The following is a 13,601-nucleotide window of genomic DNA, read 5'->3' as shown; positions in this document are numbered from 1 at the left end:
TACCTCCCTGCCTTTACTATTCCACGTATCACTCGCCGCGCAGCACTTCGGCCGGATTGGCCAGCGCGGTCCGGGTCACGTGGTATCCGATGGTCAGCACCGTGATCAGCAGGGCCACGCCACAGGCGGCGAAGAAGAGCCCCCATCCCAAGTCGATCCGGTATGCGAAGGACTCGAGCCAGCGGCTCATGATCAGCCATGCGGCCGGCCAGGCGAGGGCGTTGGCGAGGAGCACGAGGCCCACGAATTCGGCGGACAGCAGGGCGAGCATGCGGCGCACGGTGGCGCCTAGCGCTTTTCGGATGCCGATCTCCCGGACCCGGCGCTCGACCGTGTAGGAGACCAGCGCGAAGAGGCCCAGACAGGCGAGCAGCACCCCCACCAGGGCGAAGACCGCGAAGAGGTACCCGATGCGCTGTTCGGCCCGGTAGAGCCTGTCGATATCCTCGTCGATAAAAGAGAAGGCGAAGGGGAAATCGGGAAAATGGCGGGCCCAGGCCTGTTCCATAAATTCCAGCGTGCCCGTCGTGTCCCCGGGTTGGAACCTGACGGCGATGAGTTGTCCACGGCCGTAAAGGATCACGAGGGGTTCGATGGGCAGGTGTAGCGAGCGAAGGTGAAAATCCCGGACGACGCCGATGACCGTCTGCGTCATGCCGATGCCGAACCGGACCTGGCGGCCCAGGGCCTCTTCCGGAGTATCCCAGCCCAGGACCCGGAGGGCGGACTCGTTGAGCAGGATCTTGTCGGATTCGGCCTGGCTGTCCAACGGACCGCTGAACGACCTTCCCGCCAGCAGTTCGAGGCCCAGTGTCTCCGCGTAACCCGCCGAGACGATAATGCCCTGGAGGTCGTGCTTGACCTGGTCCGGATCATCAACGCGCCAGGCCGTTTCTGAGGTCACCCACCCGATGTTCCCCTCCAGTCCGGGCAGGTATACGCCCTGACTCGCGTCAACCACCCCGCTGTGCCCGAGCAGTTCGTCCTTCCAGGGCTGGTACTTGTAGGCCACCTCGGCGATCGAGGGAATGGCGATTACCTGCTCCTTGTCGAAACCCAGGTGCCTGTTCTGAATGTAGCTGATCTGGCTGAACAGGACCCCCGTGCCGATGATCAGCGTGATGGAGATGGCGAACTGGACGACCACGAGCAGCTTCCTGATAATGGCCCGGTCCGTTTCGTACGGCCGGCCTGATTGGCCTGGCCGGCCTGATTGGCCAGGGCGCCCTGATCGGCCTGGCCGGCCTGATCGGCCCTCCTTCAGCCCTGGAATTGTCCCGAAGGCGGAGAGCCGGATGGCCGGATAGCCTCCGGACAACAGGCCGGTGAAGATCGCAACGGCCGGCAGGGCTACCCACCACATGAAATGTCCCATGAACCGGGCCGATGCCGGCACGCCCGTCAGCCCATCGAACCAGGGAAATACGAGCCATACCGCCAGCAGGGCGATCAGCAGGGCCGCAAAAGCCAGCAGGACGGACTCTCCCAGGTACTGCCGGACCAGGTGCAACCTTGACGCGCCGAGTACCTTCCGCATGCCGATCTCCCGCACCCGGTGGACGAACTGCGCGGTGGACAGGTTCACGTAGTTGATGCTGACGATCACCAGGATGAACAGCCCCATGGCCGACAGGATATAGACATAGCTGACGTCGGTGTTGGCGCCGGGCTCGTTCTCGAGGTGGGAATGCAGGTGGATGTCGGTGACCGGTTGAAGGGAGAACTCGTAGCGGCCGCCGCGCCGCTGAAGCTGCTCTCCCACGTGCCGGTCCACGAAGCCGGGAAGCTTCGCGGCCAGGTCCGTCGGTGAAACCCCTTGTTCCAGCATGATGTAGGTGTAGAAGAAGAAGGAATCCCAGTTCTCCCGGGACCAACGACCGTACTCCTCGTACCCCGATGCCAGCGAAATAAAGAAATCGGCCTGGAAATGGGTGTTCGCCGGCATGTTTTCCATGACCCCGGTGACGGTCAACAGCATGAAGCCGTTGTCGGCGACGATCGTCTTGCCCATGGGATCTTCGTCGCCGAAATACTTGCGGGCCGTATCTTCGCTGATGACCAGGGTGTACGGCGCTTCGAGCGCGCGATCCGGATCTCCCTGGACCAGGGGCAGCGCGAAGAAGTCGAACAGTGAGCTTTCCGCCCAGTAGACCGCTCTTTCGTAGTAAATCCGGTCTTCGTACTTCATGACCCAGGTGCCGGTCGTGGGGTGCAAACGCAGCAGGTCCTGTACCTCAGGGAAGTCGGCCTGTAGCGCCGGCCCCACGCTGCGGGGTGTTTTTGCGTTGTCGTTGAGCACGACCCGGTACATCCGGTCGGAGTGCTCGTGGTAGCGGTCATAGCTCAGTTCGTGCCCGACATAGAGGAAGATCAGGATGGCGCAAGCCATGCCGACTGCCAGGCCCAGGACGTTGACCAGGGTGTAGCCCTTGTTGCGGCTTAAGTGCCGTAGTGCGAAGACCAGGTCGCTGATAAGCATGTCCGACTCCGCGGGACGCGGGGTGCGTTACACCTGTTGGATACTCAGTGGGAATTCGCCCCGTCGGCGACGATGCCGGCGGCCCTTCCGTCGGCAATGCGGCGAAGCAGGTGCACTAAACGCCCAGCATCCGCATCATCACCGTATATGCGAGCACGGTAATCAGGACGACGCCGGCCAGGTTCAGCCAGAACCCGGCGCGGATCATCTGCTGGATGGTGACGTGGCCGGACCCGAAAACGATGGCGTTGGGCGGCGTGGCGACCGGCAGCATGAAGGCGCAGCTTGCGGCGATGGCGGCCGGTACGATCAGCATGAAGGGGTGCAGTTCGAAAACCGGCGCCAGGGCGGCCAGGATGGGGATGAACGTGGCCGTGGTGGCCGTGTTGCTGGTCAGTTCCGTGAGGAAGATCACCAAAGCGATGACAGCCATGACGAGCAAAAAAACAGGGATGCCGGACAGGATCCCAAGCTGGTGCCCGATGTACTCCCCCACGCCGTTGACCCGGATGGCCGCCGCCAGGCTGAGCCCGCCTCCGAAAAGCAGGAGGATCCCCCAGGGAATCTTCAGGGCCGTTTCCCAGTTCATGACGAACACCCGCCGCTTCACGTCCACCGGCACGACGAAGAGGACCAGCGCCGCGACCATGGCGATGACCGGATCAGACAGGCCCGCCAGCGGGTGCATGTCTCCGATCTGGAAGCGCACCAGCAGCGGCCTCGCGATCCACGACACGGCCGCAAGCAGGAACACCGCCAGGACGACCCTTTCCCCCCGCGACATCACGCCCAGTTCCCGGTAGGCCCTTTCCGTCACTTCCCTGCTCCCCTCGATGCGCTCGCCCCGCAGGGGATAGAGGACCCGGGTCAGCATCAGCCAGGCCAGCGGCAGGAAGACGGCCACCAGGGGAAGCCCCACGCCCATCCACCGCACGAAGCTGATCTCCTGGCCGAGGCTGGACTGGATGAAGGAAGCGAGGAAGACGTTGGGAGGTGTACCGATGATCGTACCGATGCCGCCGATGGACGCCGCGTAGGCGATACCCAGGAGCAGGCACAGGGCGAAATGAGGACGGGTCTTCGAACCGGGACCGGCGTTTTCGACGCCTGCCGCCACACCGCCGGCCGTCACACCGCCGTCGTCTTCCGACCCGCCGCTCCCGCCGCCTCCCACGCTTCCGGGCTCCACCTGCTCGACCAGGGCGATGATGCTCAGCGCGATGGGCAACATCATGACCGCGGTGGCCGTGTTGGACACCCACATGCTGAAGAAGGCCGTCACCCCCATGAAGCAGGCCACGATGCCCGCCGGGTGGTCGCCGGCCGCGCGCAGCGCTCTGAGGGCCATGCGCCGATGAAGGCCCCAACGCTGCATGGCGAGGGCAATGAGAAAGCCGCCCATGAAGAGGAAGATCAGTTCGTGGGCGTAAGGCGCGGCCGCCGCGCGCACCGAGGCCGCGCCGGTCATGGGAAGGGCGACCAGGGGCAGGAGCGCCGTGGCGTATAGTTCAACGGCCTCCGTCATCCACCAGACCGCCATCCACACCGCCAGGGCCGTCGTGGCCCGGCCCGCGTTCGAGAATTTCACCGTCTCGCCCGTGCTGATCGGATACGCGTGGGGCAGCAGGCTGTAGAGCAGGACTGCGAGCAGCGGACCCGCGATCAGCCCGATCCACTGGATGGTGGTTTTGAGGCTTTGGGGATTCGTCGAAATGTGAGACCGCCTCCATTTGAAATTGAACTTGAACGACTAAGGAATCGATGGAGCGGGCACACCGAAAGAACTGACCGGCCTGCACGGCAAGTATGGGTTACTAAAGGAACGATTACGGTGATTAGTCAAGAAATAAGACGTGCTGGAACGACCGGTCCGCCAGACCATGGCGGCAGGCGATAATGCTTGCAGACAGGTAGTGCCGGGACTATTTTGATATCCCTGTTTTTGGAAAGACAGTAAATCGGCCCCATTGGTTCAAACCAACAGGCCCAAACCTACCGGAGGACCCATGAAAGACCAGATCGCACACTATGAGAACAAACTGAAATACGAGACCGATTCCTATGACCTCTGGGAATCCATCACCCTGGGCAAGGACGTCGTAGTCGTGGACGCGCGGTCCGAGGAAGCCTTCGCTGAACGCCATATCCCCGGTGCCGTCAATATACCTCACCGGACCATGGATCCGGAAACCACAGGTCACCTGGACAAAAACACCCTTTACGTGACCTATTGCGACGGCATAGGGTGCAACGCGTCGACCAAAGGCGCGCTCAACATGGCCCGGCTGGGTTTCAACGTGAAGGAACTCATGGGCGGTCTGGACTGGTGGATGAGAGACGGCTACGAAACTGAAGGCCTGCAGGCGACCGAGGGCAAGGCACTCGTCTGCGGCTGCGGATAGAACGAGTTACTTCGATAATGACCAGCCTGGCGGGATGGTCTACGCCTCCCCATCCCGTCTCCCCATCCTCCTGAATAACGCCCTGATATCTCCAAGCGCGCCTACGCTGACATACACGGCCACAACCGCAAACAGCAGCAGGCAAAGCACAAAAACCACCGCCCAGAGCGTACTCCAGAACTCCATCACGCCTCCTCCTTCCGGCCCGGACTGTCCAAGCGATCCGTGATGGCCGGACTGTCCGCACGGGCCTGGCGCTCAAGATGGTCCACACGGTCCGAGCGCTTCTGACTCTCCACACGGTCCGGGAACACCAGCGATCCGGCAAACATGAGGACCAGGGCCAGCGCGGTGATGGCCAGCCCGATCTCGTCACTTTTATACATGCCCAGTCCCAGCGCCTGGTTCACGGGTCCCAGGCCCGCCACGGCGCCGATGCCCGCGGTGAGCGCCAGGTAGGCCCCCACGGTGCTCGCCCGCTTCCAGTACAGCCCCGCCAGCAGCAGCGTGAAGGCGCCGGTGAAGTAGATGGCGCCGCTCACGGCCATGTAGTCCCACAGGTCCTGCCCCAGGTCGTACCAGAGCCCCCATACCAGCAGAAACAGGCCGATCACCAGGATGAAGACGCGCGACAGCGCCAGGCGCCACCGTGTGGTCAGGCGCTCGTTCGTGGCCGGCGCCACGACGTCGTGGGTGAGCACCGACGCCCAGCAGAGCAGGTAGCTGTCGTGGGTCGACATGAAGGCGGCGAGGAGCCCCGCGCCGACGAGGCCGATGATGCCGGTGGGCAGGACCTGGGACAGGAAGAGGGGCATGGCCTGCAGTGTCATCGTGGGATCGGGGGTCGGCGACCCGGTTTCATCGAAGAAGAACCCGCGGAACTCGGGATTGTTGAAGAAAAACGTGAGGGCGCAGATGCCGAGGAACTGGGGGATCATGAACCGGATCAAAAAGCCGATGGAGGACCACCGGTACAGCCTGCGGACCACTTCCACGCTTTCGGCGGCGCATGCGCGCATGACCGAGGTCTGCCATACGGCGCAGGACACGAGGCCTGCCGTGAAGATCATCCACATGATGTAGGAGGGGCCGAAGCCGCTGCCCTCGAGCAGGGGGTTGAAGCCGGACTCGCCGTGGACGGAAGCCACGGTCTCAACGATGGTCGGCCAGCCGAGAGCGTACACCGCCATGCCGCAGGTGAGGATCATTCCGAAGGAGAGGACCACGAACTGGATGTAGTCGGTGATCACTACCGAGACCATGCCGCCCATGATGGTGTAGGCGATCACCAGCGCGAGCATGACGGTCATGACCACGGCGACGGCGTTGGGATCGGTCAGCCCGGTCAGGCCTGTTACGAAAAGGGCGCCCGCCTTCAGGAACAGGCCCATGTTCAGAATGCCGGCGAAGGCGAGGAGCAGGCCCCCAAAGATACGCACGCCGCGGCTGAACCGCTTCTCGTAGAACTCGGGGATCGTCATCACGCCGAGGCGGCGCAGGGGCACCACGATGAAACCGGTCATGCCGACGATGAAGGTCACGACGCCGGCGATGACCGCGATATGGAAGGCCGCGAACCCGCCCGTGAACCCCTTCTGGGCCGAGTACATGACCGTCACCAGCCCGAGCTCGCTCCCGATCATGGTCGCCACGGCCAGGCGCGACTTGAGCGACCGGCCCGCCACGATGTAGTCCCCCATGTCCCGGATGTACCGGTTCATGTACAGGCCCACGCCTACGGTGGCCGTCATGTATACGGCGACGATCAGCCAGTCCAGGGTACCGAAATTCGTAGGGAGAGACGGCATGGATTGGTGGAGCCGAGATGGGTTCTGGATTACCTGGAGGAATCGTCTTCGCAGGCGCGCATTACGCGGGCGCGCGTCTCGCAGGCGCGCATCGGGATCAGGCGTCTTCTCCGTCGGCGCCCGGCGAATCCTGTTTGCCTGCCGCGCCTTCCGGTACGATGTCCTCGCCCTCCCGGGCGATGTGCCGGGCCAGTACCGGCGCGAGACCGACGTAGTCCGGAGGCGTCAGGGCGAGCAGGCGAAGCTTGTCGTCGTCCGGCAGGTCCAGGTCGCGGATCAGGTCCTCCATGATCTCTTGCGTAATGACCTGTCCCCGGGTCAGCGCCTTCATCCGCTCGTAGGGGTTCTCGTGGCCGGCCTTGCGCATGACCATCTGCACCGCTTCCGCCAGCACCTCCCAGGCCCCGTCGAGGTCGGCGCTCACCACGTCCCGATCCACGTCCACCCGGGCCATGCCCTGGATGGCCGAATGGATCGCCAGCAGCGAGTGGCCGATGGCTACGCCGACGTTCCGCAGGGCGGAGGAGTCGCTCAGGTCGCGCTGCTGCCGCGAGATCTGCAGCTTTCCGGCCAGGTGTTCGAGCAGTGCGTTGCTGACGCCCACGTTGGCCTCGGAATTCTCGAAATCGATGGGGTTCACCTTGTGGGGCATGACCGAGGAACCCGTCTCGGTCCCCACCACTTTCTGGCGAAAGTAGCCCAGGGAAATATACGACCACATGTCCCGGTCGAAATCGAGCAGCACGGTATTGAATCGCATCAGCCGATGAAAAAGCTCCGCCAGGTAGTCGTGGGGCTCGATTTGTATGGTGATCGGATTGAAGGTCAGTCCGAGGCGGTCCTCGACGAAGTGCCGGGCGACGGCCTCCCACGGCACATCGGGATACACGACGAGGTGAGCGTTGTAGTTGCCCACCGCCCCGTTAAACTTGCCGAGGTATTCACTGTGGAAGACCTGGTCGAGCTGGCGCCGCCAACGGGCGACGAACACGGCGATTTCCTTGCCTACGGTGGTGGGCGTGGCGGATTGCCCGTGGGTGTGGCTGAGCATCGGGATGTCCGCCGTATCGCCGGCGAGGGCGGCCGCGACGGAAATCAGGTCCTGGCTTCCGGGAAGCCACTCCTGCTGGATCCCGTCCCTGAGCATGAGGGCGTAGGCAAGGTTGTTGATGTCTTCGGAAGTACAACAGAAATGGACCGATTCGGTGACGTCCTCCACGGAGGTCCCGGCAATGGCTTCCCTTACGTAGTATTCCACCGCCTTGACGTCATGGCGGGTCTCCTCCTCGATTTCCTTGATCCGCGCAGCCTGCGCGTCGGTGAAATCAAGGACCAGCGACCGCAGGAAACCGGTCTCTTCCTCGGAAAAGACGCGTACGTGTTCGATCTCGGGCCGCTCCGCCATGGTGATCAGCCATTCGATCTCCACGTGCAGCCGGTACTTGATCAGTGCCCATTCGGAGAAATAGGAGGAAAGGCCCTGTAGCCGGTCGCCGTATCGGCCGTCCAGGGGAGATAGCGATCGTAGAGACATGAGTCGCCCCGATTCCGGAACCTGCCTGCTTCTCGCGTTCCCTTCGCGTTCCCTTTGCGTTCCCTTCGCGTTCCCTTCGCGCTCCCTTCGTGCTCCCGCGGTTTCAGTATACCTTCCGACCACGGGAATCGGCAAGGTTCTTTATCCCGGCGTCCGCCAAAACGCCGGTTTCGAGAGATCTGATCTGCTTGATTCGGTACGCTCAGACCTCTATATTCAGGCCAACTTTCTGACTCCGTACGTGTATACTTTGTGACACCGCGCATGTGCTCTGAGCACCACATGTGCTCTAGGCTCCGCGCTTGTTCCCTGGAGCATCTGATCCGTGAGCCGTCCAACCTCCTCATACGACGTCATCGTGATCGGTGTGGGCGGCATGGGCAGCGCCGCGGCCTGGCACCTTGCCCGCCGCGGTTTCCGTGTGCTGGGTCTCGAACAGTTTAACATCCCCCACGATCTCGGATCTTCCCACGGTCAGACGCGCATTATCCGCCTAGCTTACTCAGAACACCCGTCCTACGTACCGCTGCTCCGGCGCGCCTACGCGCTGTGGAGGGATATCGAGGAGCGGGCAGGCGAGCAGCTGCTGCATATCACGGGGGCGCTGGACGCCGGCCCCGCGGACGATTGGGTCTTTCAAGGCTCGAAGGCGTCCTGCGAGGAGCACGGCCTGCCCCACGAGGTCCTTACGGGCACGGAGGTGAACGGGCGTTTCCCAGGCTACCGGTTGCCGGAGGACATCATGGCCGTTTTTCAGACGGACGGCGGGTATCTACTGCCCGAGCGTTGCATTGTCGCCCACGTGGAGGCGGCGCAGCGGGAAGGCGCTGAAATCCACGGATGCGAACCGGTGCTGGACTGGGATTCCGACGGGCGCGGCGTCACGGTAAAGACCGGAAAATCGACCTACACGGCCGGCCGGATCGTCATCACCGCGGGCGCCTGGATCGGCAAAGTGGTGAAATCCCTTGATGGACTGGTGCAGCCGGAACGACAGGTGCTGGGCTGGTTTCAGCCGAAGCGACTGGAGATTTTCCAGCCGGACCGGTTCCCGGTGTTCAATCTCCGGGTGGCCGAGGGCCGGTACTATGGACTTCCCGTGCACGGGGTGCCGGGATTCAAGATCGGCCGTTACCATCACCTGGACGAGCAGGTCGATATGGACCGGATCGACCGATCCGCCCATCCCCGCGACGAGGCCGTGCTCCGGGCATTCGCCGAACGCTACTTTCCCGATGGTTCAGGGCCCACCACGAGCCTGCAGGTCTGCACCTTCACCAACACCGCCGACGGCCACTTCATCCTGGACGCCCATCCGGAGTATGCGAACGTATTCGTCGCCTCCCCCTGCTCCGGCCACGGGTTCAAGTTCTGCAGTGTCATCGGAGAGGTCATGGCCGATCTGGCCACAACAGGCAAAACCTCGCACGACATCGCCCTGCACGGGCTGGCGCGGTTCGGATAAGGCATTGGTCCTTCGACGCCCGGCTCTAACCCTAGAAAACGAACAAGATCCAAAGGACCACATGGCGGCAGGACGTACGGAGTTCAGCCGGGCTGCGGCGCCTACCCCCGCGGCTGGTAGTCCAGTCTGAGATAGGTGACCGTGGCGTGGGCGACCCGGGTACCGGCGTCGTTGGTGATCACCACTTCGCCGTAAAGGACCTTTCGGCCATTCTTGATGACCCGGGCCTCGGCGTTGAGGGCCTCTTCGCTGGCGGCATAGAGGTAGGTGACCGTCAGGTTGGTGGTCACCGTGTCCCGCGTGATCCCGTTCAGCGTGGCGTGGGCCATGTACGCCATGGTATCGGCCAGGGAGGCCGTCACCCCGCCGTGCACGAGGTTGTAGGACTGGGCGAACCGGGGCTGATAGGGCAACCGGCCGCGGCAGATCCCGTCCTCCACCTCGACGATCCGCAGTCCGAGATCGTGGACGAATGGCACGCCATCTATGAAGTCCTGCAATTCGGCTACGGTTACCCTGGGCATATGAAGGTGTGGCCTGCTTTAGCTTCCTGCGGGAACCCGACGAGGTCGAAATTGCACGTCGGATGATAACCAGAACGCCCTCGCCTGTCCATCACAATATGGATCGGGCCGACCGGTTGAACCCTTCCTTGCTGTACGCGACGCGTTCGGAGCCGAGGGAAGCCGTCAGCGCGTCCACCAGTGCGTGATGGGCGCCGAGCCGGTACCACTCCCCGTAACCGAACCGCTCGTACATCGCCCGAACCTGGAGGCGTTCGGTCCGCATGCCGCCCGATCCGTCCCCGTCGAAATACGTATCCACGACCACCGAGTGGCAGCGATCCCGGAGCGTTTCCACGAAGGTGTCGGGGTCGTTGGGCAGCATGGGACTGATCGTGACCCGGACCGGAAGGCCGGTTTCCATGGCGGCGTCGAGGGTCTTGAGCCGCCAGGCGACGGAGGGGGCATGGGGCGTGAGATTGCGGCGGACGGTCTCGTCGTGAGTTTCGAGCGTCATGTTCAGCTCGACTGCTTCGATGCGCTTCAGCACGTCGAAGTCCCGGCGGACCATGGGGCTGCGGGTCTGCACGACGAGCCGTTCCGGTTGCAGGCTGGCGAACACCTCCAGGCACTTGCGCGTGATCCGGTATTTCGACTCGGCGCCCTGGTAGGGGTCCGTGGCGGAACTCAGGAATACCCGCACCGGCTTGTCCCGCTTCTTCAGACGGGCCATCTCGGCCTCGAGCCGTTCGGGCGCGTTGATCTTGACGTCCACGTAGTCGCCCCAGGCCCCGCCGTGGTAGAGGTGGACGGGCAGAGCCTGCACATAGCAGTAGGGGCACCGGTACACGCAGCCGACATAGGGCTGCAGGGTATGGGTGTAGTCTTCCAGGAACCCGCCCGTGCGCGTCAGGATCGTCTTGCAGGTAGTTTCGCGTATTTCCGTTTTCACATCAGCCCCACGGGATCCACGTCGACTTTCAGATGAACACGCCGGCTGTCGGCGTTGCGCTCCCATTGCAGCCGGGCCTGCCGCACGGCGTCACGCAGACGCCCGGAATGGCTGCTCCGCGCGATGATCTGCCAGCGGTACTGGTTGCGCACCCGGGCGATCACCGGCGGCGCAGGCCCCAGTATATTCAACCCCCCCGGCTGTTTCCCCATGAGCTCGGCGAACCGGCGCGCCTCCCGCATCACGTATTCGTCCCGTTCCCCCTGGAACAGGATCCCCACCATGCGCCCGAAGGGTGGATAGCCGAGTGCCTTGCGGTCGTTGATTTCCCGGGCGTAAAAGGACTCGTAGTCGTGCGCCTGCGCGCTTGCGACGCTGTGATGCCCTTGCGAATAGGTCTGGACGATCACCTCGCCGCCCAGCTTGCCCCGCCCGGTCCGGCCGGCCACCTGCGTCAGCAACTGAAAGGTCCGCTCGCTGGCCCTGAAATCCGGGAGGTTAAGCGACGTGTCGGCCGAGATGACGCCCACGAGCGTCACGTTCGGGAAATCGAACCCCTTGGCCACCATCTGCGTGCCGAGCAGGATGTCCGCCTCGCGGTTCAGCACGCGGTGGAATATATCCTGGTGGGAACCCTTCCGCGACGTGGTGTCCATGTCCATGCGGACGATCCGGGCGTCCGGAAACCGCTCCTTCAGTTCCTCCTCGACGCGCTGGGTGCCGACGCCCCGGTATCCGATCGACCTGGAACGGCACTTGGGGCAAATCTCCGGCGCCTGGTCCCTGTGGTCGCAGTAGTGGCACCGCATGAACAGGCTGTCGGCGTGGTAGGTCATCGTCACGCTGCAATGGGGACAGGACACGGAGTGCCCGCAGTCGTAGCACTGGACGAAGGGAGAGAATCCGCGCCGGTTCAGGAAGAGGATGATCTGCTCCTTCCGGTCGAGACGGTCCTTGATCCGGTCGGACAGGGGAGCGGAGAAGATCGAAAAGCGCCCCAGCCTGCGCTCCTCCCGCATGTCCACGATCCGCACGCCCGGCAGGGGGCGCCGGTCCACTCGCTCGGTCAGGCGGCAGCATTCGAATTTGCCGGTCTGCGTATTGGCGTAGGTCTCCAGGGAAGGTGTCGCGCTGCCCATGACCGTCACGGCGTTCACCGTGCGCGCCCGGATGACCGCCACGTCCCGCGCGTGATAGAGCGGGGGGTCGTCGAACTGCTTGTAGGACGGTTCGTGTTCCTCGTCGATGACGATCAGGCCGAGATCGGAAAGCGGTGCGAACACGGCGGACCGGGCGCCGACGACGATGCGGTAGTCCCCGGCGCGGGTCCGCCGCCAGGAGTCGTACCGCTCCCCCGGGGACAGGCCGCTGTGCAGAACGGTCACGAGATCGCCGAAATGGGCGCGGAACTGCCGCACGGCCTGCGGAGTCAGGGCGAGTTCCGGCACGAGCACGATGGCCGACCGGCCCGCTTCCAGGGTCTTTTCTATGGATTTCACGTAGACGTGCGTCTTTCCGCTGCCGGTGACGCCGTAAAGCAGCAGGGACTTGAAGGCGCCCTGGCCGATGGCGCCGTGGATCGCCTGCAGTGCCTCGGCCTGCTCCTCCGTGGGATCGACCTCGTCCGGTACGGGCAGTTCGGCGTCCCGGTAGGGATCACGTATCGTCTCCACCTCATGGAGCGAAACCAGGCCCTTCTTCTCCAGTCTCCGCACCACGGCCCGTTCGATCCGCCCCAGGTGCCGGAGCTGCTCCGTGGTCAGCCGGCCGCCGTGCCGCGCCAGGAGGTTGATGCAGCTGGCCTGCCGGGTCGCCCGGGGGATCAGCCTGGTCACGATCCGGTCCGCCTCCTCCTTCGGCGGGACCAGTTCGACCCAGGTCTCGTACCGGATGCCCGGACCGGTGCCGGTTTCTCCGATCGAAATCGTGACCAGGCCCTTCGCCTCGAGGCCGCGAAGGGCCGCGAAGGGTTGCCAGATGCGGGTCTTACGCCGGAGGCTCGTCAACGTGACAGCGCCCTGTTCCGGAACCTGGGCGAGCAGTTCGGCCTGCCGGGGCGCGGCGCGGCGAAGCCGGTCCATGCACTCGGGAGGACAAGGTTCGTCCCGGCTGACGATCTGTTCGCTTTCCGACAGCATGCCCGCGGGCAGGGCGGCCTTGATCGCTTCGCCCCACGGGCAGAGATAGTACCGGCCGATCCACCGCGTGAGGTCGAGCAGCGAGGCGTCCAGGACCGCTTCGCTGTCGAGGACGTCCAACAGCGGCCTGTACCGCGGTACGGGACAGGTGTCCGATAGCGCCGTGATGACACCGGTCATCCTGCGGTTCGTGAAGGCGACCGACACCCTCCGTCCCGGCAGGGCCGTTTCGAGGAGATTGTCCGGAATACTGTAGGAGAATACCTGGTCGACCGGTAGAGGGAGGACTATTTCGGCAAACCGGACGGAAGCCGTCATAG

At 63.8% G+C, this 13,601-nt stretch carries 9 protein-coding genes; 2 read left to right on the top strand and 7 right to left on the bottom strand.

Going from position 1 to position 13,601, the window contains the following annotated elements; translation table 11 throughout:
• Nucleotides 1-28 precede the first annotated feature (28 nt).
• The gene (locus tag OXH56_09645; protein ID MCY3555570.1) at nucleotides 29-2,479 is read right to left on the bottom strand and encodes an ABC transporter permease; all 2,451 of its coding nucleotides are present in this window, start codon (nucleotides 2,477-2,479) and stop codon (nucleotides 29-31) included.
• A 115-nt stretch (nucleotides 2,480-2,594) separates the two neighbouring features.
• Nucleotides 2,595-4,067, bottom strand: coding sequence for an SLC13 family permease (locus tag OXH56_09640; protein MCY3555569.1), 1,473 nt, complete (start codon nucleotides 4,065-4,067; stop codon nucleotides 2,595-2,597).
• 418 nt (nucleotides 4,068-4,485) lie between these two features.
• On the opposite strand from OXH56_09640, the gene OXH56_09635 reads away from it, so the two are divergent.
• Entirely contained in the window at nucleotides 4,486-4,881 is a 396-nt protein-coding gene (locus OXH56_09635) for a rhodanese-like domain-containing protein (protein MCY3555568.1), read from the top strand.
• Between the two features lie 185 nt (nucleotides 4,882-5,066).
• Here the strand turns inward: OXH56_09635 and OXH56_09630 are convergent, their stop codons facing one another.
• Nucleotides 5,067-6,689, bottom strand: a complete 1,623-nt coding sequence (locus tag OXH56_09630; GenBank protein ID MCY3555567.1) for a sodium:solute symporter family protein — start codon at nucleotides 6,687-6,689, stop codon at nucleotides 5,067-5,069.
• A 97-nt stretch (nucleotides 6,690-6,786) separates the two neighbouring features.
• Nucleotides 6,787-8,223 carry an adenylosuccinate lyase gene (gene purB / locus OXH56_09625; GenBank protein ID MCY3555566.1) on the bottom strand — a complete coding sequence of 479 codons (1,437 nt, stop codon included), beginning with the start codon at nucleotides 8,221-8,223 and terminating at the stop codon, nucleotides 6,787-6,789.
• A 325-nt stretch (nucleotides 8,224-8,548) separates the two neighbouring features.
• Between purB and solA the strand changes: the two genes are divergently transcribed.
• A complete protein-coding gene (gene solA / locus OXH56_09620) occupies nucleotides 8,549-9,688 on the top strand; it encodes an N-methyl-L-tryptophan oxidase (protein ID MCY3555565.1) in 1,140 nt (379 codons plus the stop codon).
• A gap of 101 nt (nucleotides 9,689-9,789) precedes the next feature.
• Here the strand turns inward: solA and OXH56_09615 are convergent, their stop codons facing one another.
• From OXH56_09615 to priA, 3 genes are all read right to left on the bottom strand, one after another.
• Nucleotides 9,790-10,212, bottom strand: a complete 423-nt coding sequence (locus OXH56_09615; GenBank protein MCY3555564.1) for a PaaI family thioesterase — start codon at nucleotides 10,210-10,212, stop codon at nucleotides 9,790-9,792.
• A 91-nt stretch (nucleotides 10,213-10,303) separates the two neighbouring features.
• Nucleotides 10,304-11,143 (bottom strand): radical SAM protein, encoded by an 840-nt coding sequence (locus tag OXH56_09610; protein ID MCY3555563.1) that lies wholly within the window; start codon nucleotides 11,141-11,143, stop codon nucleotides 10,304-10,306.
• Nucleotides 11,140-13,599 (bottom strand): primosomal protein N', encoded by a 2,460-nt coding sequence (gene priA, locus OXH56_09605; GenBank protein MCY3555562.1) that lies wholly within the window; start codon nucleotides 13,597-13,599, stop codon nucleotides 11,140-11,142. The genes OXH56_09610 and priA overlap by 4 nt, the downstream gene beginning before the upstream one ends.
• Between the last annotated feature and the right edge of the window lie 2 nt (nucleotides 13,600-13,601).

This window comes from Gemmatimonadota bacterium, assembly GCA_026702745.1.
Classification (GTDB): domain Bacteria; phylum JAAXHH01; class JAAXHH01; order JAAXHH01; family JAAXHH01; genus JAAXHH01.
This window is presented reverse-complemented; position numbering and strand designations above follow the sequence as displayed.

Bases quoted from the DNA above. Each gene is read 5' to 3' on its own strand.
- OXH56_09615 (MCY3555564.1), bottom strand. From the start codon at position 10,212: ATGCCCAGGGTAACCGTAGCCGAATTGCAGGACTTCATAGATGGCGTG.
- OXH56_09630 (MCY3555567.1), bottom strand. From the start codon at position 6,689: ATGCCGTCTCTCCCTACGAATTTCGGTACCCTGGACTGGCTGATCGTC.
- OXH56_09645 (MCY3555570.1), bottom strand. From the start codon at position 2,479: ATGCTTATCAGCGACCTGGTCTTCGCACTACGGCACTTAAGCCGCAAC.
- purB (MCY3555566.1), bottom strand. From the start codon at position 8,223: ATGTCTCTACGATCGCTATCTCCCCTGGACGGCCGATACGGCGACCGG.
- OXH56_09635 (MCY3555568.1), top strand. From the start codon at position 4,486: ATGAAAGACCAGATCGCACACTATGAGAACAAACTGAAATACGAGACC.
- priA (MCY3555562.1), bottom strand. From the start codon at position 13,599: ATGACGGCTTCCGTCCGGTTTGCCGAAATAGTCCTCCCTCTACCGGTC.